The 19,846-nt window shown below is 41.9% G+C and carries 20 protein-coding genes; 14 read left to right on the top strand and 6 right to left on the bottom strand.

The genetic code is table 11. The annotated features are described in order from the left end of the window. Positions 1 to 21 precede the first annotated feature (21 nt). The 9 genes from cysQ to LQ983_RS04940 all read left to right on the top strand — a co-directional run bounded on the left by cysQ (position 22) and on the right by LQ983_RS04940 (position 8,993). Positions 22 to 840: a 3'(2'),5'-bisphosphate nucleotidase CysQ gene (cysQ, locus tag LQ983_RS04980; RefSeq protein ID WP_230621847.1), complete on the top strand. Its 819-nt coding sequence runs from the start codon at positions 22 to 24 to the stop codon at positions 838 to 840. Positions 841 to 911: 71 nt separating this feature from the next. Then, positions 912 to 2,396 carry a glucose-6-phosphate dehydrogenase gene (zwf, locus tag LQ983_RS04975; protein ID WP_230621846.1) on the top strand — a complete coding sequence of 495 codons (1,485 nt, stop codon included), beginning with the start codon at positions 912 to 914 and terminating at the stop codon, positions 2,394 to 2,396. A gap of 94 nt (positions 2,397 to 2,490) precedes the next feature. Continuing rightward, positions 2,491 to 3,189: a 6-phosphogluconolactonase gene (gene pgl, locus LQ983_RS04970; protein WP_230621845.1), complete on the top strand. Its 699-nt coding sequence runs from the start codon at positions 2,491 to 2,493 to the stop codon at positions 3,187 to 3,189. A gap of 33 nt (positions 3,190 to 3,222) precedes the next feature. Further along, positions 3,223 to 3,615, top strand: a complete 393-nt coding sequence (locus LQ983_RS04965; RefSeq protein WP_230621844.1) for a GNAT family N-acetyltransferase — start codon at positions 3,223 to 3,225, stop codon at positions 3,613 to 3,615. A gap of 153 nt (positions 3,616 to 3,768) precedes the next feature. Then, positions 3,769 to 4,188 carry a hypothetical protein gene (locus LQ983_RS04960; protein ID WP_230621843.1) on the top strand — a complete coding sequence of 140 codons (420 nt, stop codon included), beginning with the start codon at positions 3,769 to 3,771 and terminating at the stop codon, positions 4,186 to 4,188. 100 nt (positions 4,189 to 4,288) lie between these two features. After that, positions 4,289 to 4,687: a hypothetical protein gene (locus LQ983_RS04955; protein WP_220176443.1), complete on the top strand. Its 399-nt coding sequence runs from the start codon at positions 4,289 to 4,291 to the stop codon at positions 4,685 to 4,687. Between the two features lie 16 nt (positions 4,688 to 4,703). Continuing rightward, positions 4,704 to 6,158 carry a decarboxylating NADP(+)-dependent phosphogluconate dehydrogenase gene (gene gnd, locus LQ983_RS04950; RefSeq protein WP_230621842.1) on the top strand — a complete coding sequence of 485 codons (1,455 nt, stop codon included), beginning with the start codon at positions 4,704 to 4,706 and terminating at the stop codon, positions 6,156 to 6,158. Between the two features lie 76 nt (positions 6,159 to 6,234). Further along, positions 6,235 to 6,552: a DUF4298 domain-containing protein gene (locus LQ983_RS04945; protein ID WP_230621841.1), complete on the top strand. Its 318-nt coding sequence runs from the start codon at positions 6,235 to 6,237 to the stop codon at positions 6,550 to 6,552. 107 nt (positions 6,553 to 6,659) lie between these two features. Next, entirely contained in the window at positions 6,660 to 8,993 is a 2,334-nt protein-coding gene (locus LQ983_RS04940; protein ID WP_230621840.1) for a TonB-dependent hemoglobin/transferrin/lactoferrin family receptor, read from the top strand. An 81-nt stretch (positions 8,994 to 9,074) separates the two neighbouring features. On the opposite strand, the gene aphA is transcribed toward LQ983_RS04940, so the two are convergent. Further along, on the bottom strand, positions 9,075 to 9,782 hold the full coding sequence (gene aphA / locus LQ983_RS04935; RefSeq protein WP_230621839.1) for an acid phosphatase AphA: 708 nt from the start codon (positions 9,780 to 9,782) through the stop codon (positions 9,075 to 9,077). 219 nt (positions 9,783 to 10,001) lie between these two features. On the opposite strand from aphA, the gene hslV reads away from it, so the two are divergent. The 4 genes from hslV to LQ983_RS04915 all read left to right on the top strand — a co-directional run bounded on the left by hslV (position 10,002) and on the right by LQ983_RS04915 (position 13,270). Then, entirely contained in the window at positions 10,002 to 10,529 is a 528-nt protein-coding gene (gene hslV, locus LQ983_RS04930) for an ATP-dependent protease subunit HslV (protein ID WP_005704683.1), read from the top strand. A 20-nt stretch (positions 10,530 to 10,549) separates the two neighbouring features. Next, positions 10,550 to 11,881: an HslU--HslV peptidase ATPase subunit gene (gene hslU / locus LQ983_RS04925; RefSeq protein ID WP_005715625.1), complete on the top strand. Its 1,332-nt coding sequence runs from the start codon at positions 10,550 to 10,552 to the stop codon at positions 11,879 to 11,881. A gap of 137 nt (positions 11,882 to 12,018) precedes the next feature. Then, positions 12,019 to 12,762, top strand: a complete 744-nt coding sequence (locus LQ983_RS04920) for a VacJ family lipoprotein (protein WP_230621838.1) — start codon at positions 12,019 to 12,021, stop codon at positions 12,760 to 12,762. A 13-nt stretch (positions 12,763 to 12,775) separates the two neighbouring features. Further along, on the top strand, positions 12,776 to 13,270 hold the full coding sequence (locus LQ983_RS04915) for a YfbU family protein (protein ID WP_230621837.1): 495 nt from the start codon (positions 12,776 to 12,778) through the stop codon (positions 13,268 to 13,270). Between the two features lie 79 nt (positions 13,271 to 13,349). Here the strand turns inward: LQ983_RS04915 and LQ983_RS04910 are convergent, their stop codons facing one another. Then, the gene (locus tag LQ983_RS04910; RefSeq protein ID WP_005715632.1) at positions 13,350 to 14,033 is read right to left on the bottom strand and encodes a 2,3-diphosphoglycerate-dependent phosphoglycerate mutase; all 684 of its coding nucleotides are present in this window, start codon (positions 14,031 to 14,033) and stop codon (positions 13,350 to 13,352) included. A gap of 291 nt (positions 14,034 to 14,324) precedes the next feature. Here LQ983_RS04910 and LQ983_RS04905 point away from each other — a divergent pair, with 291 nt between their 5' ends. Continuing rightward, entirely contained in the window at positions 14,325 to 15,983 is a 1,659-nt protein-coding gene (locus LQ983_RS04905; RefSeq protein ID WP_230621836.1) for a phospho-sugar mutase, read from the top strand. Between the two features lie 76 nt (positions 15,984 to 16,059). On the opposite strand, the gene LQ983_RS04900 is transcribed toward LQ983_RS04905, so the two are convergent. From LQ983_RS04900 to LQ983_RS04885, 4 genes are all read right to left on the bottom strand, one after another. After that, positions 16,060 to 16,914 (bottom strand): DUF808 domain-containing protein, encoded by an 855-nt coding sequence (locus LQ983_RS04900; RefSeq protein WP_230621835.1) that lies wholly within the window; start codon positions 16,912 to 16,914, stop codon positions 16,060 to 16,062. Positions 16,915 to 17,933: 1,019 nt separating this feature from the next. After that, entirely contained in the window at positions 17,934 to 18,299 is a 366-nt protein-coding gene (locus LQ983_RS04895; RefSeq protein ID WP_230621834.1) for a hypothetical protein, read from the bottom strand. Between the two features lie 110 nt (positions 18,300 to 18,409). Next, positions 18,410 to 18,766 (bottom strand): hypothetical protein, encoded by a 357-nt coding sequence (locus LQ983_RS04890; RefSeq protein WP_111306199.1) that lies wholly within the window; start codon positions 18,764 to 18,766, stop codon positions 18,410 to 18,412. Positions 18,767 to 19,013: 247 nt separating this feature from the next. Next, complete coding sequence (locus tag LQ983_RS04885; RefSeq protein WP_230621833.1) at positions 19,014 to 19,376, bottom strand: hypothetical protein; 363 nt, start codon at positions 19,374 to 19,376, stop codon at positions 19,014 to 19,016. Positions 19,377 to 19,846 lie beyond the last annotated feature (470 nt).

Below are 19,846 nucleotides of genomic sequence, written 5' to 3'. Positions count from 1 at the left end.
GAGAACATAGGAGGGAAGACTATGCCAATTCTCACAACGCATTTATTACAGGATGTGATTTATATCGCCCGGCAAGCGGGCGAGCATTTACGTCGTTTTTATCAACATTCGGTGTCTGTTCAAATCAAAGCAGACAATACACCGGTGACGGAAGCGGATTTGTTTTCCAGTCAATTTTTAATGGAAAAACTGACCGCACTTACACCGCATCTTCCTATTTTGTCAGAAGAAAATTGCAACATTCCCCTTGCGGAGCGGCAGGCGTGGGAGTCTTATTGGTTAATTGACCCTCTTGATGGCACGCAACAATTTATTAATCGCACCGATCAATTTTCCGTGCTCATTAGCTTAGTGAAAAATCATCAACCGGTGTTGGGCGTGATTCATGCACCGATATTGGGCTACACCTATTACGCCATGAAAGGATTTGGCGCCTATAAGCTGCAAGAGGGAAAACCCTGTAAATTGCCATTCCGCGACATTGCGTTAGACCGACCTTTGCGCATTGCCGTCGGTTCCGCAACAACGGCGGAAAAAGTGCGGTCGATTTTAAGCCCGAATTTTGATTATGCATTTCACATCTGCGGTTCCAGTAGCTTAAAAAGCATGTTGGTCGCCGATGGTGTATGCGATTGCTATATTCGCTTAGGTCGCACCGGTGAGTGGGATACGGCCGTCGCAGAGATTTTGCTGGCGGAAATGGGCGGAGTGGTTTTTGACTTAAATTATCAACCGCTGACCTACAATCAACGAGAATCTTTCGTGAATCCAAACTTTTTGATGGGGGCGACGAGAGATTTTCCATGGGATAATATCTTTCGCTCCGATTTATCAGAGTGATTAGAAATGCCGGATGATTTTCCTTATCATACGACGCATTTATTAAATCGTAACATTAATGTGGTAACCAAATGAAAACAGAAAACTGTTGTATCGTTATCTTCGGCGCGTCCGGAGATTTGACCTATCGTAAACTTATTCCGGCGTTGTATGACCTTTATAAAATTGATCGGTTGGGCGATGATTTCTCCGTTTTGGGTGTGGCGCGCACCGAATTAAACGACGATTCTTTCCGTGAAAAAATGCGTCAAACGTTAATCGAACACGAAGGCGCAGAAGGCGAATGTTTAGAACAATTTTGTCGCCACTTATATTACCAAGCCGTCAACACCTCAGACAAAGCGGATTATGCCAAACTGATTCCTCGCCTTGATGCCTTGCATGAAAACTATAAAACCAACGGCAACACCTTATATTATTTATCCACGCCGCCGAGTTTATATGGCGTGATTCCGGAATGTTTAGCTGAGCATGGTTTAAACAAAGAAGAGCATGGTTGGAAACGTCTCATTGTAGAAAAACCGTTCGGTTATGACCGTAAAACCGCCGAAGCCTTGGACGTTCAAATTCACCGCTTCTTTGAGGAACACCAAATTTATCGTATCGACCATTATCTTGGTAAAGAAACCGTACAAAACCTGCTTGTCTTGCGTTTTTCTAACGGTTGGTTTGAGCCGCTTTGGAACCGTAATTTTATTGAGTATGTGGAAATCACTGGTGCCGAATCCATTGGCGTAGAAGATCGCGGTGGTTATTACGACGGTTCCGGCGCAATGCGCGATATGTTCCAAAACCATTTACTGCAAGTATTGGCGATGGTGGCAATGGAGCCACCGGCAATTATCAATGCGGATTCCATGCGTGATGAAGTGGCGAAAGTATTGCACTGCTTACGCCCATTAACCCATGAAGACATGGAACATCATTTAGTGCTTGGACAATACACTGCCGCAGAAATTAACGGCAAAATGGCGAAAGGCTATTTGGAAGAAAAAGGCGTGCCGGCAGATTCCCGCACGGAAACCTATATGGCATTGCGTTGTGAAATTGAAAACTGGCGTTGGGCGGGCGTACCGTTTTATGTGCGTACCGGCAAGCGTTTACCGGCGCGGGTCACTGAAATTGTGATTCACTTCAAAACCACACCGCACCCGGTGTTTAGCCAAAATGCACCGGAAAATAAATTGATTATCCGTATTCAGCCGGATGAAGCTATTTCTATGCGTTTCGGGTTGAAAAAACCGGGCGCAGGCTTTGAAGCAAAAGAAGTTTCCATGGATTTCCGCTATGCAGATTTAGCGGGCGCCACCGTGATGACGGCATACGAACGTTTATTGCTTGATGCCATGAAAGGCGATGCCACCTTATTTGCTCGTACCGATGCCGTACACGCTGCTTGGAAATTCGTGCAACCGATTTTGGATTACAAAGCTCAAGGTGGTCGCGTGTATGACTATGAAGCCGGCAGTTGGGGACCGGTAGCAGCCGATAAACTGATTGCCAAAGAAGGCAAAGTGTGGCGCAAACCGAGTGGTTTGATGAAGAAAAAAGTTTGATTTAGTTAATCTTATGTAGGGTGGGCTTCAGCCCACCGTTCCTAATATCTAACATAATAAAATGGTGGGCTAAAGCCCACCCTACGGAAAAATAATGAACTATATTACCTTTCCAACTGCTCAACATGCGGTTGATAAAATGGCTCAAGAATTTGTGATTTATAGCCAAGCAAATCACCCTATACATATTTCCCTGTCCGGCGGTTCTACACCGAAATTATTGTTTAAAACTTTGGCGCAAGCCCCGTACGCGGATGCTATTAACTGGAAAAACCTCCATTTCTGGTGGGGCGATGATCGCATGGTGCCGCCATCTGATTCCGAAAGTAATTACGGCGAAGTACAAAAACTGTTGTTCGATCACATCAACATTCCTGCTGAAAACATTCACCGAATTCGTGGCGAAAATGAACCGCACTTAGAGCTTAAACGCTTTGAAGAAGAATTAAGTGCGGTCATTTCTGACGGCGTTTTTGATTGGATTATCCTCGGCATGGGCGCAGACGGGCATACAGCTTCCTTGTTCCCGAATCAAACCGATTTTGCGGATGAAAACCTTGCGGTGATCGCCAAACATCCTGAAAGCGGACAGATCCGCATTTCCAAAACCGCCAAATTAATTGAACAAGCGAAACGCATTACCTATTTGGTGACAGGCGAAGGCAAAGCGGAAATCCTCAAAGAAATTCAAACCACACCGGCAGAAAATCTGCCTTATCCGGCAGCTAAAATTCAGGCAAAAAACGGCGTGACGGAATGGTATTTGGATAAAGCAGCGGCGAAGTTGCTATAACGGATTGCGATTAGGCATAGTGGGCTTAAAGACATGATCGAATACAAAACCAATTTTCCTATTTCAGTGGAACAATTTATTGAACTGCTCAATAAAACTACTTTAGGCGCACGTCGTCCATTAGAAGATAAAAAACGTGTGGCGGCGATGTTACATCATGCCGATTTATTGGTGACAGCTTGGGATGGCGAGCGATTGGTTGGTGTCGCCCGTTCGGTAACGGATTTTGCCTATTGTTGTTATTTGTCTGATTTGGCGGTGGACGAACAATATCAAAAACAAGGTATTGGTTTGCAGTTAATCGAACACACCAAACAGGCATTACATCCTCAAGCCAAAATTGTGCTGTTATCCGCTCCGCAAGCGGTGGATTACTATCCGCATATTGGGTTTACGCAGCATATGAGTGCATGGACAAAGAGTTAAAAAACGTTTGGAAAAGTGACCGCACTTTTGCGTAGCAAGAAGATGAATTACTGATAGCGCACGCTTCATAGTGTGCGCTTGTAGATAAAGGCACATGTTGGGAAACGTGCGCTATCATAGGGGCGATAAGTCCCCCTTCAATGGAGATAAAAGATGAAAAAACTTTTAATAGTTGCCTTAGCAACCGTGCTGGTTGCTTGTTCTTCCGGCATTAATGTTGATGAGCTTATGATGAAAATGCCGAAAAATGACCGCACTTTTGTGTTGCAAATTCCGGCATCTAGTAATCCACTTTCGGATTCGATGGTGGTAGGAATGATTAAAACATCAGGTTCTCCATCAACGTCAAGTATGGTGCAGGCTTTATCTATTGATAATGCCAATATTGGTGTGGCAGGGAATAGTCAAATGATTAATAAAGCCACTGCACTTTATGCATTGGAACATGTAACACAAGTCGGTAAAAATGTCGGCGTCTATATGATGGGCGACAGTGAAAGTGATAAAGCGGATCTAGAAAAAGCTGCAAACAGAAAAAATATTAAATTACATTATTTTATTAACCAAAAGTAATCTGTTTGATAGCGCACGCTTCATAGTCTGTGTTTATAGATAAAGGCACACGTTGGGAAACGTGCGCCATCGTGGGGGTTCCATCAGGGAATAACATCAAATGAAACTTAAAAAAATTGATTATTGCGAACTAAATCCCAAACAAAAAGAAATTTATAATTTCCAAAAACTAGCGGGAATATTGGCTGATTATGGCTTTAATTGTATTAAATTATCTGATGACTGGAATGGTGCTGATTTTCTTGCATATCATAAAGATCACAATGAAACTTTAAGAGTTCAATTAAAAGGTAGATTAACTATTGCTAAAAAATATCTTAACAAAGGTTTGCACATCGCTTTTCCGATAAAACAGCAATGGTGTTTAATTGAACATGACATACTCGTAGAACTTGTCAAAACTCACACGGAATGGAAATGGGAAGATGAAGGTATTCGCCATCCACCAACAGTTCCACAAAAATTACTATCTTTATTAGAAGAATACATGATTTCTTAAAAAACAGGAGCAAAAAATGTCAGTAAAAGGCGACATCGGTGTTATCGGCTTAGCCGTGATGGGGCAAAACCTCATTTTAAATATGAACGACCACGGGTTTAAAGTGGTGGCGTATAACCGTACCACATCCAAAGTGGATGAATTTTTACAAGGTGCGGCAAAAGGCACGAACATTATCGGTGCTTATTCTTTGGAAGATTTAGCGAGCAAATTAGAAAAACCGCGCAAAGTGATGTTAATGGTGCGCGCGGGGGAGGTGGTGGATCAATTCATTGATGCATTACTCCCGCACTTAGAAGAAGGCGACATCATTATTGATGGCGGTAACTCAAACTATCCGGACACCAACCGTCGTGTGGCGGCGTTGCGTGAAAAAGGCATTCGCTTTATCGGTACCGGCGTTTCCGGCGGTGAAGAGGGCGCACGCCACGGACCATCCATCATGCCGGGCGGTAACGAAGAAGCATGGCCATTCGTAAAACCGGTATTACAAGCAATTTCCGCCAAAACCGACAAAGGCGAAGCGTGCTGTGATTGGGTGGGCAAAGATGGCGCAGGTCATTTTGTGAAAATGGTGCATAACGGCATTGAATACGGCGATATGCAATTAATTTGCGAAGCCTACCAATTCTTAAAAGAAGGCGTGGGCTTGTCTGATGATGAGTTGGAAGCGACTTTCAAAGCATGGCGTAACACCGAATTAGACAGCTACTTAATCGACATTACTGCCGATATTCTTGGCTATAAAGATGAAGACGGTAACCGCCTTGTGGATAAAATTTTAGATACGGCAGGGCAAAAAGGTACGGGCAAATGGACGGGGATCAATGCCCTTGATTTCGGTATTCCATTGACCTTAATCACCGAGTCCGTGTTCGCCCGTTGCGTATCTGCTTTTAAAGATCAACGCGTTGCCGCAAGCCAATTATTCGGCAAAACCGTTGGCAAAGTGGAAGGCGATAAAAATGAATGGATTGAAGCGGTGCGCAAAGCTCTGTTGGCGTCAAAAATCATTTCTTACGCACAAGGCTTTATGTTGATTCGTGAAGCGTCTGAAAACTTCAACTGGAACATCAACTACGGCAACACCGCCTTATTATGGCGCGAAGGCTGTATTATTCGTAGCCGTTTCTTAGGCAACATTCGCGATGCGTACGAAGCGAACCCGGATTTAATCTTCTTAGGTTCCGACAGCTACTTCAAAGGCATTTTGGAAAACGCCATGGGCGAATGGCGCAAAGTGGTGGCAAAATCCATCGAAGTGGGCATTCCAATGCCATGTATGGCGTCGGCGATTACCTTCTTAGACGGTTACACTTCCGCCCGCCTGCCGGCAAATCTGTTGCAAGCGCAACGTGACTACTTCGGCGCGCACACTTACGAACGCACCGACAAACCACGCGGCGAATTCTTCCACACCAACTGGACGGGGCGCGGCGGCAATACCGCATCCACCACGTATGATGTGTAATTCGTAAAAACACTTTGTAAATCGACCGCACTTTGAGTGAAAGTGCGGTCATTTTTTTGAATGTTTTGGAGGTTGTATGTTATCGAAAGTCCGTTTAGATCAAATCACAGAAATGGAAGGCATTTTGAACGAAGCCAATGATTTTTTAGCGGATGCCGAGGTGTTTCTTGAAAAATGGCAGGCGTTTCTGCCGAAAATGGAAACGTTGGAACGCTATTATTTTGACGGTGACTGGCGTGAGGATTATGCCGCTTATGAACAAGGCGAAATTCCACCTGATTTGCCTTGCGGTGTATTGGGCGAAGATCCGGTGTTTAATGTGAGCGTTATGCAGCGCGAATTGGCAGTGCAATGGCTGAAATTAATTAGTCGAATTTTAGACAATAATAAATAAGTCGTACCAGATCATGAAAATGCAAATTATTCTCAAGTAGATCTATTTTTCTCCTCATTTCTTCTTTATAATCCCCCGCAATTTTTTACTCACTGGGAAAGTTAAGTATGAAAAAAAATAAAATGCGGGTCACGGCCTACGGTTTATTACCGGTCACACTAGGTTTGTCAGCAGCAAATGTGGCGCTGGCGGATGAAAAATTAAATGAAATTCAAGTTCAAGGGGAGGTTGAGGCAGCTCGTCAAACGCAATCAGCTGTTGTTCATAAAAATGCTGAAACCATTCAAAAAGAACTTATTCGAGATACTCGTGATTTAGTACGCTATACCACTGACGTTGGGATTAGTGATAACGGACGATTCTTAAAAGGATTCTCCATTCGTGGTGTCGAAGGAAACCGAGTTGGTATTAGTGTAGATGGTGTGAATTTGCCTGATAGTGAGGAAAACTCACTTTATGCTCGTTATGGGAATTTTAATCCTTCGCGTTTAAGTATTGATTCAGAATTAGTCAGAGGTATTGATATTGTTCGAGGAGCAGATGCACTTAACTCTGGTAGCGGAGCTTTAGGAGGTAGTGTTGATTACCATACTTTAGATGCGCAAGATATTGTGAAACATAATAATAGATTTGGGGCCTTATTACGTGGTGGGTATGCCAGCAAAAATAGTGAGTGGGTCAGAACAGTAGGTGCTGGGTATGTTGGTGATAAAGTGGATGCTATTTTTATGTATTCACAACGTACAGGCCATCAAATGAAGAGTAAGGGAGAGGGTCCTGAATTTAATTATTCGAAAAGCCAACATCCAGATCCGGCTACGCACCGTTTTCATAGTTATTTAGCTAAGGTTGGCTATCAAATCACTCCTCATCATAAGGTCGGCGTTGGTGTTAATGGCCAAAAAGGTAACCGATATGTGGATGAACGTAGCTATACTTCTTTCGGAAGTGCTTGGCGTGAGGCGGATGATCAGAATAAACGCATCAATGTAAACGCGTATTATCTTTACACACCGGAGTCTGATTACTTAGCGTTTGGTAAATTGGATTTTGATTATCAAAAAACAGATTTGGCAGCGGTCAACTATAAAGGACTACGCGATTGGCAAACAAACGAGAAAAAATTGGGTGAAGTTTTTGATCGTCGGATGAAAACCGAATTTAAACGAGTTTCTGCCGAATTAGAAAGCATGCCGTTCAATTGGGGTGGGGAACATGTCTTCTCTTTTAAAACGTATGCAAGTGAACGAGAATTTAAAAATATTAACCATGATACCAACGAATATGGATTAGACGAATGGTACACTATTCAAAGACCTGTAAAAACGAGGATGTACGGTGCTTCACTAAAAGATCAAATTACATGGAATCCTCATTTTGAAAGCGGCTGGCAACCAACATTCTCTGCAAATATTGGTACTCGTTATGATTACGCCAAACTTTCTCCTAAAGGTTTAAATGCTGCTTGTAGTAAGGCTTGTTTGGCTGAAGGGGAACCCGCACAAAGTAGTTTCTCAAATTGGAGCGGCTTTCTAGGTTTAGATGCTCAAACAACAGATACTTGGAAATTTGGTTATCAGTTAAGTACAGGCTATCGTATTCCTACTGCCACCGAATTATATTTCAGTTTTACCAATGCTTATGGTACATGGAAATCTAATCCTGGATTAAAGTCAGAGCGTAGTATTAACCATACGCTTTTTGCTAAAGCTCAGAATGAAAAAGGTATGTTTGATATTCATTTATATCAAACCCGTTATCGTAATTTCTTGTTTGAACAAGAAAGTATTATTGAGCAAACTCAATATGGACGGACTTACCAAACACCAATGCAACAAATGGTCAATGTTGATAATGCTCGAGTAAATGGTATAGAGGTGAAAGGAAGTCTTAATTTGGATACCGTTCTTTCTGTCCCGAAAGGTTTCAAACTATATGGTGCATTAGGTTATAGTAAAGGTAAATTATCAAATTCAACCAGCTTACTTTCTATTCAGCCAGTGAAAGCTGTCTTAGGATTTGATTATGAAGATCCAAACGGTAAATGGGGCATTTTTAGCCGATTAACCTATTTAGGGGGCAAAAAAGCAAAAGATGCCAAAACACTTGAAATTAAAACACGTTGTTTAGCGTGGACCGATGATCCTTGGCTAGGTAAATACTGTTCAAAAGAAGAGTTATATCAATCTGTTGAGAACTATAAGTATCTTAATAAATCTGCCTATTTAGTTGATTTATTCGGTTTTTATAAAATCAGGGAAGATATTACATTGAGAGCAGGGGTATATAACCTGTTTGATAAAAAATACCATACCTGGGATGCTTTGCGTGGCGTTAATGCACATAGCACAACAAATAATATTGATAGAAATGGTGTAGGTCTTGAACGTTTTTATGCACCAGGCCGTAACTATTCCGCCTCCGTCGAAATTCGCTTCTAACCCAAGCTGAAATTCATTATAAAAACAGACCGCACTTTGAGCATTTCAAAGTGCGGTCAATTTTTTATATGTTTTTTTAAATTAATAGCTTGAGTTAATTAACACTTCTTCACCATATCCACCAAGGGTTGGCATTGGTTGGTAAGTGGAGTTAGCAGCGCGCATGAGGCGGATGCCACGAACGCCAGCCTCTTTGGCAGCAAGAATGTCATCGTCACTGTCGCCGTAGTGAATGGTGACTTTGTGTTTGATAATGCCAGGGGTTTTGTTGTATTTGGTGGTAAGCTCACGCCCACCCATGAATTCTACCGGGTGCATGTCTTTAATATTAAAGGCTTTTTGTAATACTGGGGTAACGCCATCTTTATCGCCGGCAGTGCGTCCGGTGATGAAATAAATTTGGTCGCCACGGGCTTGGTGCATATTAATTAAATCTATGGCAATTTGTTTTGGAATGGAATATTGGTCACAACCGGCATTCACTTCATTCCAGAAATCTTGGTTTTTTAAGTAATCATGTTTACCTGGTGAATATTTTTGTTGTCCGTGATAAAAACAAGGACTACTGAATAGCACGGTATCGTCAATATCAAAACTTACATTGATCGGTGCTTTGCCTTCCAACTCTTTTTTCAGTTGGTCAACAGAAATCCAGTGGATTGGTTGTTCCACGAGCATTTCACGGGCGTTTGTGCCTTGATTGGTGTAAGGTTCGGTTTTGGCCGCCATGGCGGGAATTGCTGCCGCGGTTAAAAGGGCGACAAGAGAAAGTTTAACAAGATTTTTCATTGTGACTCCTGATGAGATTGTGAATATATCGGCAGCAATCCTACCTTTTTTGTTCTATTACGCAATTTTAAGCAATCGTTTGCTATACAAAATTCTGACCGTGATCACATTTTTATCATGTGATTGGTGAATAAATAACCAATATTTTTTTTCCCCTTGAATTCCCCCTAAATTACCTCAATATAACCTCCACATTTTCCATTTTTAAAGGACAACATTATGACTACGATAGTAAGTGTACGTCGCAACGGCAAAGTGGTTGTCGGCGGTGACGGACAGGTTTCCCTTGGCAATACGGTGATGAAAGGTAACGCGCGCAAAGTGCGTCGTTTGTATAACGGCAAAGTGTTGGCAGGTTTTGCGGGCGGCACGGCAGATGCCTTTACATTGTTTGAGCTTTTTGAGCGTAAATTGGAAATGCACCAAGGGCATTTGCTGAAAAGTGCGGTGGAATTGGCGAAAGATTGGCGCACCGACCGTGCACTGCGTAAATTGGAAGCGATGTTAATCGTGGCGGACGAAAAAGAAAGCCTGATTATTACCGGTATCGGCGATGTAGTGCAACCGGAAGAAGATCAAATTCTTGCTATCGGTTCCGGTGGCAACTACGCCTTATCTGCCGCCCGTGCGTTGGTAGAAAATACGGAATTATCAGCACGTGAAATTGTGGAAAAATCTCTCAAAATTGCCGGTGAAATTTGTGTGTTTACCAATACCAATTTCACTATTGAAGAATTGCCGAATTAAAAATTTATAAGGAATAAACCATGTCTGAAATGACGCCTCGTGAAATAGTTTCTGAATTAGATCAACATATTATCGGTCAAAGCGACGCCAAGCGCGCAGTAGCAATTGCCCTAAGAAACCGCTGGCGCAGAATGCAGCTGCAAGAGCCAATGCGCCATGAAGTGACCCCAAAAAATATTCTTATGATTGGGCCGACCGGCGTGGGGAAAACCGAAATTGCCCGCCGTTTGGCAAAATTAGCCAATGCGCCGTTCATTAAAGTGGAAGCCACCAAATTTACCGAAGTGGGTTATGTGGGCAAAGAAGTGGATTCCATTATTCGCGATTTAACCGACAGCGCCATGAAATTGGTACGCCAACAGGAAATCGTCAAAAATCGTGCTAAAGCGGAAGAAGCGGCAGAAGAGCGAATTTTAGATGCCTTATTGCCTGCGGCGAAGAACCAATGGGGCGAAGTGGAAAACCGCGATAGCCAAAGCAACACCCGTCAGATTTTCCGTAAGAAACTACGCGAAGGTCAGTTAGACGATAAAGAAGTGGAAATCGATGTGGCCGGTGTGTCTATGGGCGTGGAAATCATGGCACCTCCCGGCATGGAAGATATGACCAGTCAACTACAATCCATGTTTGAGAACCTTTCCGGCAGCCAAACTAAGAAACGCAAAATGAAAATTAAGGATGCGTTAAAAACCTTAATTGACGATGAAGCGGCGAAATTGGTGAACCCAGAAGAGTTGAAACAAAAAGCCATTGATGCGGTGGAGCAAAACGGCATCGTGTTTATCGATGAAATCGACAAAATTTGTAAGAAAGGCGAATACAGTGGCGCAGATGTCTCCCGCGAAGGTGTGCAACGCGATTTATTGCCGTTGGTGGAAGGTTCTACCGTGAACACCAAACACGGTATGGTCAAAACTGATCACATCTTGTTTATCGCTTCCGGTGCGTTTCAAGTGGCACGCCCATCAGATTTAATCCCTGAATTACAAGGCCGTTTGCCGATTCGCGTGGAACTTTCTGCACTCACTGCCGAGGATTTCGAGCGTATTCTGACTGAGCCGAATGCTTCTTTAACCGAGCAATACAAAGCCTTAATGGCAACGGAAGGCGTAAACATTGAATTTACTCAAGACGCCATTAAGAAAATCGCCGAAGCAGCATTTCGTGTCAATGAAAAGACCGAAAATATCGGTGCGCGCCGTTTGCATACCGTGATGGAGCGCTTAATGGATAAAATCTCTTTCAACGCCAGCGATATGGATGGTCAAACCGTGAACATTGATGCAGCGTATGTCACCGAAGCCTTGGGCGAAGTGATTGAGAACGAAGATTTAAGCCGTTTCATTCTGTAATCTTTTCTTTTTTATGAAGGCACGATAAACATCGTGCCTTTTGTTTTCTTAAGTGCGGTGGGTTTTTAGAAAGTTTTTGTAGTTGCAGGGTAAGTTGTTTACAATGAGCCCATCTTTTCATCAGCTTGAGTGTCATTATGCAAATAAAAAAATACCTTGCCGCATTATTATTAGGCTCCGTGTTATTAACCGGATGTTCCTCTTCCATCGATCCACAAACCGGCGAACGTAAAGACGCCTTGGAAGGGTTTAACCGTAAAATGTGGGATTTCAACTATCACGTTGCTGACCCTTATGTGTTAAAACCGTTAGCTAAGGGGTGGAAAAATTATGTGCCAAGCCCGGTGCGTACCGGTGTTATCAATGTGGCGGATAACCTTGATGAGCCGGCAAGTTTTGCCAACCGTCTTATTCAAGGGGATTTTAAGCAGGCACTCATCCATTTTAACCGTTTCTGGATTAACACGATTTTCGGATTGGGCGGTTTAATTGATGTGGCAAGTTATAGCGATCCGCTGAAAAAACAAGGAGATAACCGTTTTGGTGATACGTTAGGGCGCTATGGTGTTGGAACTGGCCCTTATGTGATGTTGCCGTTATATGGTGCTGCAACACCGCGCCAAGACATTGGTAATCTGGCTGATACGACTTATCCAATGCTTTCCTTGCTTGGTCCTTGGGGCTTCTTAAAAGCCGGTTTGCAAGGTATTGATGCGCGTGCGAAATTGATGGATAAAGAAGCGCTATTGGATCAGGCACAAGACCCGTATCTTACTTTCCGTGAAGCTTATTTCCAACGTTTGGAACAACGCATCAACGGCGATAAAGAGAAAAAAGCGGATCCGGTTTTATCAAACGATATTCTCAACCAAATTGATTAATAGGAGAGCGGTTATGGAAATGTCATCTACTCAACGTTTAATTTTAGTTAACCAATATAAATTAATGGCGTTATTAGACCCGACCAATGCGGCAAAATACCAACGTCTAGAAACCATTGTGAAAGGTGGGTTTAGTCTGGAATTGCGTGAGTTGGACAACGAGTTTTCGGTGATTTCGGAAGAAGAATGCCGCACGGTATTGGATACGTTGGAAATGTATAAAGCGTTGCAAATTTCCTATAACAATTTGAGTGATAAATCCGAATTAAGCGAACACCGATTACAGTTTGTCGGTTATTGCGCAGTACGTGAGAAAAAATACCTTAACTATCTCCGTTTCATCACGAGTGTGGAAGGGAAATATCAGGAATTTATGCGTTGTGAACACGGTTGCGATTCCCAAACGCCAATGAGAGATAAATATTCCCGCATGATCGATGCCTGGAAAGCGTGCCCTCATGAATATCATTTAAGTATGGCGGAAATCAAGAATATCTTGAACGCTTAATTTTTAAAAACACCGCAAAAATAAACCGCACTTTAGTGACTAAAGTGCGGTTGTTTTTTATGGTGAATGTTATTTGGTATTACAAATAAGATTTTTCAATCACTTTCAAGTTGTCATCTAATTTATACACCAACGGCTGACCGGTTGGGATTTCTAAATCCATGATATCCGCATCGGAAATGCCTTCGATGTGTTTTGCAAGTGCGCGTAAAGAGTTACCGTGCGCAACCACTAAAACGCGTTTACCGCTTAATAATGCCGGTGCGATTTGGTCTTCCCAGAATGGAAGTACACGCTCTAAGGTCACTTTTAAGTTTTCGCCATCCGGAATGACATCAGCCGGTAAGTGTGCGTAGCGACGGTCATTGTGGGCAGAATTCGGGTCTTTCGGATCTAATAATGGTGGTAATGTGTCGTAAGAACGGCGCCAAATGTGAACTTGCTCATCACCGTATTTTTCGGCGGTGGCTTTTTTGTCTAAACCTTGTAGTTCACCATAGTGACGTTCGTTTAAACGCCAGTTTTTCACTTGTGGAATCCATAATTGGTGAGATTCTTCTAACACGATATTACAGGTTTTGATCGCACGAGTAAGAACGGAGGTGAAAGCAATGTCGAATTCAAAACCGGCATTCAATAATTTTTGACCGGCGGTTTTGGCTTCTTCTACGCCGCGCTCGGTCAAATTGACATCGCGCCAACCGGTAAATAAGTTTTTTGCATTCCATTCACTGAAGCCGTGACGAATAAAAACTAATTCCATAATAAGTCTCCTAGATTAATTAAAAAAACTGTCTCAGTTATAGCAAAAAAACGCTTTTTTATAAAGGAAAAACTCGTTTATTTTCCACCGCACTTTGGCGTCAAAAGGGCATCTCCCGCGAGGTTTTTTTCGTGTGTCTCTTTTCATAAAAAGAGGCAACCGATTGCCTTCGGTGAATCTGTGAAATAGATCAAAATACAGGGAATTAATCGGAAATAAACGTTCCCATCACAGCGCTTTTTAGATAGGCTAGAGGGAGTTTTTCAATCATTCATGTTACAAGGAGTCACTATGTCAGCACTTTTCGAGATGGCACAAAATTGGTTAAACCAAGATCCGGACGCTGAAACGCACGCAGAATTAACCGCACTTTTAAGCGCGGCAAAAGGTGGCGATGCAAAAGCCGAAGCTGAACTTGCTGCCCGTTTTGACGGACGTTTACAATTCGGTACCGCCGGTTTACGCGGTCGCCTGCAAGCCGGTTCTATGGGGATGAATCGCGTGTTGGTGGCGCAAGCTGCCGGCGGGTTGGCTGAGTATTTAAAAGGGTATGATAATCAGCCTTCTATCGTGATTGGCTATGACGGCCGTAAAAACTCCGATGTATTTGCGCGCGACACGGCTGAAATCATGGCGGGCGCGGGCATTAAAGCGTATTTATTACCACGTAAATTACCAACCCCGGTGTTGGCTTACGCTATTCAATATTTCGATACCACCGCAGGCGTGATGGTGACAGCGAGCCACAACCCACCAGAAGATAACGGCTATAAAGTTTATTTAGGCAAAGCCAACGGTGGCGGACAAATCGTTTCTCCGGCAGACAAAGACATTGCGGCGTTAATTGATAAAGTCGCGGCAGGCAGTGTGAAAGATTTACCACGCAGCCAAGATTACATCGTGTTAGATGACACTGTGGTGGATGCTTACATTGCAAAAACCGCTTCGCTTGCGAAAGAACCGCAAACCGACATTAACTACGTTTATACCGCCATGCACGGCGTGGGCTATGAAGTGTTGAGCAAAACGTTGACAAAAGCGGGCTTACCACAACCGCACATCGTTGCTGAACAAGTCTGGCCGGATGGTACTTTCCCAACCGTGAACTTCCCAAACCCGGAAGAAAAAGGCGCGTTAGATTTAGCGATTCAAGTGGCAAAAGCAAATAATGCTGAATTTATCATTGCCAATGACCCGGATGCTGACCGTTTAGCGGTGGCGGTGCCTGATGCACAAGGTAACTGGAAACCATTGCACGGCAACGTGGTGGGGTGCTTCTTAGGTTGGTATTTGGCGAAACAATATCAAGCGCAAGGTAAAAAAGGCGTATTGGCTTGTTCCCTTGTGTCCTCGCCTGCCCTGGCAGAGATTGCGAAACGTTATGGTTTTGAATCCCAAGAAACCCTTACCGGCTTCAAATACATCGGTAAAGTTCAAGGCTTGTTATTTGGTTTTGAAGAAGCATTGGGCTACTTGGTGGATCCGGATAAAGTACGCGATAAAGACGGTATTTCAGCCGCTATCGTGTTCTTGGATTTAGTGCGTAGCTTGAAGAAACAAGGCAAAACCTTGGCAGATTATGCAGAGGAATTCACCAAAGGATTTGGTGCTTATGTAAGTGGACAAATTTCTATTCGTGTGAGCGATTTGTCTGAAATCGGCAAATTAATGACCGCACTTCGCAACAACCCGCCAAGCCAAATCGGTGGTTTCAATGTGGCACAATTTATCGACCACACCAAAACCGACCGTCAAAGCGACATTTTGGTCTTCGTCTTGGAAAACGGCAGCCGCCTTATTGCGCGTCCGTCCGGTACTGAACCGAAAATTAAATTCTATCTTGATGCGCGTGGTACAGATCCGAAAAATGCCGATCACGTGTTGGCGGAATTCGATGCGGCAGTTCGCGCGATTTTACGTCAAGAAGCGTATGGTAAGCAGGATTGCTAACCAGCCCGACTAACGAGAAATAAAAAACGGTATTCTTAAATAAGAATACCGTTTTCTTTTGGAAAGTGCGGTGGATTTATGCCGCTTTTTTCTCAAACAATTTTATTAATGGCAATATCACTAAACAACAAATTGCACCTACAGCCAAACCGGTAACCAGTGTGGCGATTTGCCCTAAAACGCCTTCAGCGAGGTGAAGATTTTCTAAAAAGTGGTGAATGGCTTCAACGTTATGCACGAAAATCCCGCCACCGACCAAGAACATCGCCAGCGTGCCAATGAAGCTTAATGAGCGCATAAATTTGGGCATTAAAAATAAAACGCCTTTGCCGACATGGCTTGTGATACCACCTTTTCGCATTAAAAATAAACCGAAATCATCGGCTTTGACGATAAGCGCCACAATGCCGTAAACGAAAACGGTGATGCCAATTCCAATGAGTGAAAGGGCGATGATTTGCACGGAAATTGGTGATTCAGCGAGTTCGCCTAAGGCGATAATAATGATTTCGGCAGAAAGAATGAAATCTGTACGCACGGCACCACGAATTTTGGCTTTTTCATCGAAAGCACTTTTTTCGTGATGGTGTTCATGAGCAAAAAATTTATGCAGAATTTTTTCCACGCCTTCAAAGCACAAATAGGCACCACCGAGCATCAATAAAGGCACGATGAGCGCCGGCAAAAAGGCGGCTAATAACAGTGCGATAGGAATTAAAATCACCTTATTTACCAAGGAACCCTTTGCCACCGCCCACACAATCGGTAATTCCCGTTCCGCAGTGGCACCGGTCACTTGATTGGCATTCAACGCTAAATCATCCCCCACCACACCGACCGTTTTCTTGGCAGCCACTTTGGTCATCACAGACACATCGTCCAATAACGATGCAATATCATCCAATAAAGTAAATAATGAGCTAAACGCCATTTTCTTTCCTTGTGTTAAAACGAAACAAATAAGCGCATATTGTGGAGAGGAGGACGATGGGAAGTCAACGGGAATTTACGAAAGTGCGGTCAAAATCTCTCGTGTTTTTGACCGCACTTTTGGTGGATGAGGTATTTACTTTTATATTAGTTTCTATATTTTTTATATTGTTCACATACTTCTTTGTTTATTGAAGAATCTAATGATAAACACCAATATATTGGTGCCGTAAACCTGTATCCTAAATCATAATAGCAACTTGGATTAACATAAACTTTGCTAGATTTCTCATTCACTTTTTTGGAGCAATACATTATGTCTTCATAACTAAGTTTTTTTCCATCTTTTTTCCAATAATAATTTGAATGGGGAGCTCCATTATCTATGTAGCACCCAGAGATAACAAAAAATAATAACAATATTAAATTTCTCATTTTTTATTCCCTTTATCATTTAATTTTATTGTGTTAAATGAAGGCCCAATATTTCCCACGATGGCGTGCGTTTCCCAACGTGTGCCCAAAGCATCAATTTCGTTTTATTCAGTTTTTCATCTATTTTCATTAACAACTTTATTCAGTTTGTCTATTTTAGTTAGATTCAAGCACGTATCAGGAGACGCGCGCTATCTGGGGTATTTTTTACTTTCTACTTTGCTATTGTTCTTTGTTTTCATTTTTACAATAATACATGACATGTACATTTCCTTTATATTTCATACATATTTTCTTTTCATTAGCCTCTTTGTACATTTTATTAAGATTATGCCAAGCCTCATCTGAAGAATATGAAAGGCAAGATTGAATAAAAATATACATAAAGAATATAACTAAAATTCTCATTATTTCCATCCCCATAGCTAACGCAAGGTGTATGAACCAAAGATTAACGCACGCTACCTTGCTGACGAATTAATTTTCTTTCTCTAAAAAAAGCGCGGTCATTTTTCAGATTGTTTTTAAAATTTAAAAACTTCCAAAGTTTTGACCGCACTCTGTTTAAATAATAAATTCAATGCGTTATAAGTTACACTTTCCATTATCCCACTTAGGATCTTGATAGCCACATTCAGCGGGAGAAAGATATATATACCCCTTAGTATTCATACATTCATCAAGATTTTTGTATCTTTTACCATTTATTTGATAGTTTTGCGGATAGTAGTGTAGATTTATATCACCATACTTTCCTCCACAAGAAACAAGATCTTTCCATCGTTGTTTTGAGTTTGTATGTCCTAGTAGTTCTTTTTTTTGATACCCTGCAATTAATGGATATTCTTTCCCCTTATCAACACAATTAACCATTTGTGGAGTATAAAAACATCCATTTGAATACCAACATCCGTTTAATATAAAACAAAGAAAAAATAAGGAGTATCTCATTTTATTTACCTACTATTTTCATCAAAATTTCAAACATATCTGATGACATTACTCGGACAAAGCAAATGGTGCGGATACCGGAATTACAATAGCAATTGTTACTTAGTAGGCTATTCATTACATATCCCCTTGTTCAAGCTTTTAGGTTCTTTTACACCACATTCTGAGCTGTCAAATATATGATATCCTTTACTTTCCATACAAATACGAAATTCATTTCGGAAATTTTGAGGTTTAATAACACTCCATAAATTACTATCTCCATATTTAGCTCCACACAATTCAGCATCTCTCCAGCGCTGATTTATATCAGTATGTCCGATACTATCTATTTTTTGATAATAAGCGATAGAAGAAAATGGCACTTTATCCATATAGCAATTAACCATTTGCGCTGTATACAGACACCCATTATGCCAATAGCAACCATGAAGTAATAATAGAGATATCATCAAAAACTTTTTCATTTTTATTTCCCCCCCCACGATGGCGCGCGTTTCCTAACGCGTGCCCATAACATCAATTTCGTTTAATTCAGATTTTTACTATTTTCATTAACAACTTTATTCAGTTTGTCTATTTTAGTTAGATTCAAGCACGCGTCAGGAGACCCGCTATCTAGCGGCAGATCTTGCCTTTAGAAAAGTGCGGTCAATATTCAAGAGATTTTAAAATTCACTGAATATTGACCGCACTTTTAAACACCTTTGTTAATTACTGCCAAGGCTTAGCATCAGGCTTGCTGTGTTTTTTTCGCCATTGGATACATATTGGACTATCCCACATTAGTGTATTTTCACAAACAGGTCCGCCTTTTAAATACCAGCCTTTTTTCTCTAAACAAAGATTCACCTCTGGATCATCACTTTCACCGGTAACAAAATCCATACCGCAATCCTTCATATCTTTTTTCCTTCTATCAAGGTATTTTGTTAAAACATTAGGATCTGAATCAGGAAATAATGCATCTGCATTATGTAGGCGCCAATTATAGTATGGCGGTAGAGGTTGAAACCATCCACTACAGCTTGTAAGCAATAAGATTGAGGGTATTAAGGATAAAAATCTTATTTTCATTTTATTTCTCCTTAGCTTTATTTAATTCAAAAATAGTTCTTTCATTACCCATTTTGAGATCTCCTTTAGTTCTATATCCATCAATAACGCATTGTTGTTGCCCTAAGCCATGGCAATTATGAACAGAAGAAACATCATTACTAACCCTACGATGGCGCGCGTTTCCTAACGCGTGCCTAAAACATCAATTTCACAATTCAGATTTTTACTATTTTCATGAATAACTTCAGTTTGTTTATTTTTAGTTAGATATAAGCACGCGTAAGGAGATTCGCGCTATTTTTTTGGGAGGGCTAAACGTCATTTTCTTTCCTTGTATTAAAACGAAATAAACAAGCGCATATTGTGGAGAGGTGGGTGAGGGGAAGTCAACGGGAATTTACGAAAGTGCGGTTAAAAACGAGGGAGATTTTGACCGCACTTTTGGTGGGGTAGGTATTTACTTTTATATTAGTTTCTATATTTCTTGT

Source organism: Aggregatibacter sp. Marseille-P9115, assembly GCF_920939465.1.
Taxonomy (GTDB): domain Bacteria; phylum Pseudomonadota; class Gammaproteobacteria; order Enterobacterales; family Pasteurellaceae; genus Aggregatibacter; species Aggregatibacter segnis_B.
Note: the sequence above shows the minus strand (reverse complement) of the source record. Positions and strands in the feature narration are given on the sequence as shown.

Excerpts from the sequence above, each read along its gene's own strand:
- cysQ (WP_230621847.1), top strand. The coding sequence starts at position 22 with ATGCCAATTCTCACAACGCATTTATTACAGGATGTGATTTATATCGCC.
- zwf (WP_230621846.1), top strand. The coding sequence starts at position 912 with ATGAAAACAGAAAACTGTTGTATCGTTATCTTCGGCGCGTCCGGAGAT.
- pgl (WP_230621845.1), top strand. The coding sequence starts at position 2,491 with ATGAACTATATTACCTTTCCAACTGCTCAACATGCGGTTGATAAAATG.
- LQ983_RS04965 (WP_230621844.1), top strand. The coding sequence starts at position 3,223 with ATGATCGAATACAAAACCAATTTTCCTATTTCAGTGGAACAATTTATT.
- LQ983_RS04960 (WP_230621843.1), top strand. The coding sequence starts at position 3,769 with ATGAAAAAACTTTTAATAGTTGCCTTAGCAACCGTGCTGGTTGCTTGT.
- LQ983_RS04955 (WP_220176443.1), top strand. The coding sequence starts at position 4,289 with ATGAAACTTAAAAAAATTGATTATTGCGAACTAAATCCCAAACAAAAA.
- gnd (WP_230621842.1), top strand. The coding sequence starts at position 4,704 with ATGTCAGTAAAAGGCGACATCGGTGTTATCGGCTTAGCCGTGATGGGG.
- LQ983_RS04945 (WP_230621841.1), top strand. The coding sequence starts at position 6,235 with ATGTTATCGAAAGTCCGTTTAGATCAAATCACAGAAATGGAAGGCATT.
- LQ983_RS04940 (WP_230621840.1), top strand. The coding sequence starts at position 6,660 with ATGAAAAAAAATAAAATGCGGGTCACGGCCTACGGTTTATTACCGGTC.
- aphA (WP_230621839.1), bottom strand. The coding sequence starts at position 9,782 with ATGAAAAATCTTGTTAAACTTTCTCTTGTCGCCCTTTTAACCGCGGCA.
- hslV (WP_005704683.1), top strand. The coding sequence starts at position 10,002 with ATGACTACGATAGTAAGTGTACGTCGCAACGGCAAAGTGGTTGTCGGC.
- hslU (WP_005715625.1), top strand. The coding sequence starts at position 10,550 with ATGTCTGAAATGACGCCTCGTGAAATAGTTTCTGAATTAGATCAACAT.
- LQ983_RS04920 (WP_230621838.1), top strand. The coding sequence starts at position 12,019 with ATGCAAATAAAAAAATACCTTGCCGCATTATTATTAGGCTCCGTGTTA.
- LQ983_RS04915 (WP_230621837.1), top strand. The coding sequence starts at position 12,776 with ATGGAAATGTCATCTACTCAACGTTTAATTTTAGTTAACCAATATAAA.
- LQ983_RS04910 (WP_005715632.1), bottom strand. The coding sequence starts at position 14,033 with ATGGAATTAGTTTTTATTCGTCACGGCTTCAGTGAATGGAATGCAAAA.
- LQ983_RS04905 (WP_230621836.1), top strand. The coding sequence starts at position 14,325 with ATGTCAGCACTTTTCGAGATGGCACAAAATTGGTTAAACCAAGATCCG.
- LQ983_RS04900 (WP_230621835.1), bottom strand. The coding sequence starts at position 16,914 with ATGGCGTTTAGCTCATTATTTACTTTATTGGATGATATTGCATCGTTA.
- LQ983_RS04895 (WP_230621834.1), bottom strand. The coding sequence starts at position 18,299 with ATGAGATACTCCTTATTTTTTCTTTGTTTTATATTAAACGGATGTTGG.
- LQ983_RS04890 (WP_111306199.1), bottom strand. The coding sequence starts at position 18,766 with ATGAAAAAGTTTTTGATGATATCTCTATTATTACTTCATGGTTGCTAT.
- LQ983_RS04885 (WP_230621833.1), bottom strand. The coding sequence starts at position 19,376 with ATGAAAATAAGATTTTTATCCTTAATACCCTCAATCTTATTGCTTACA.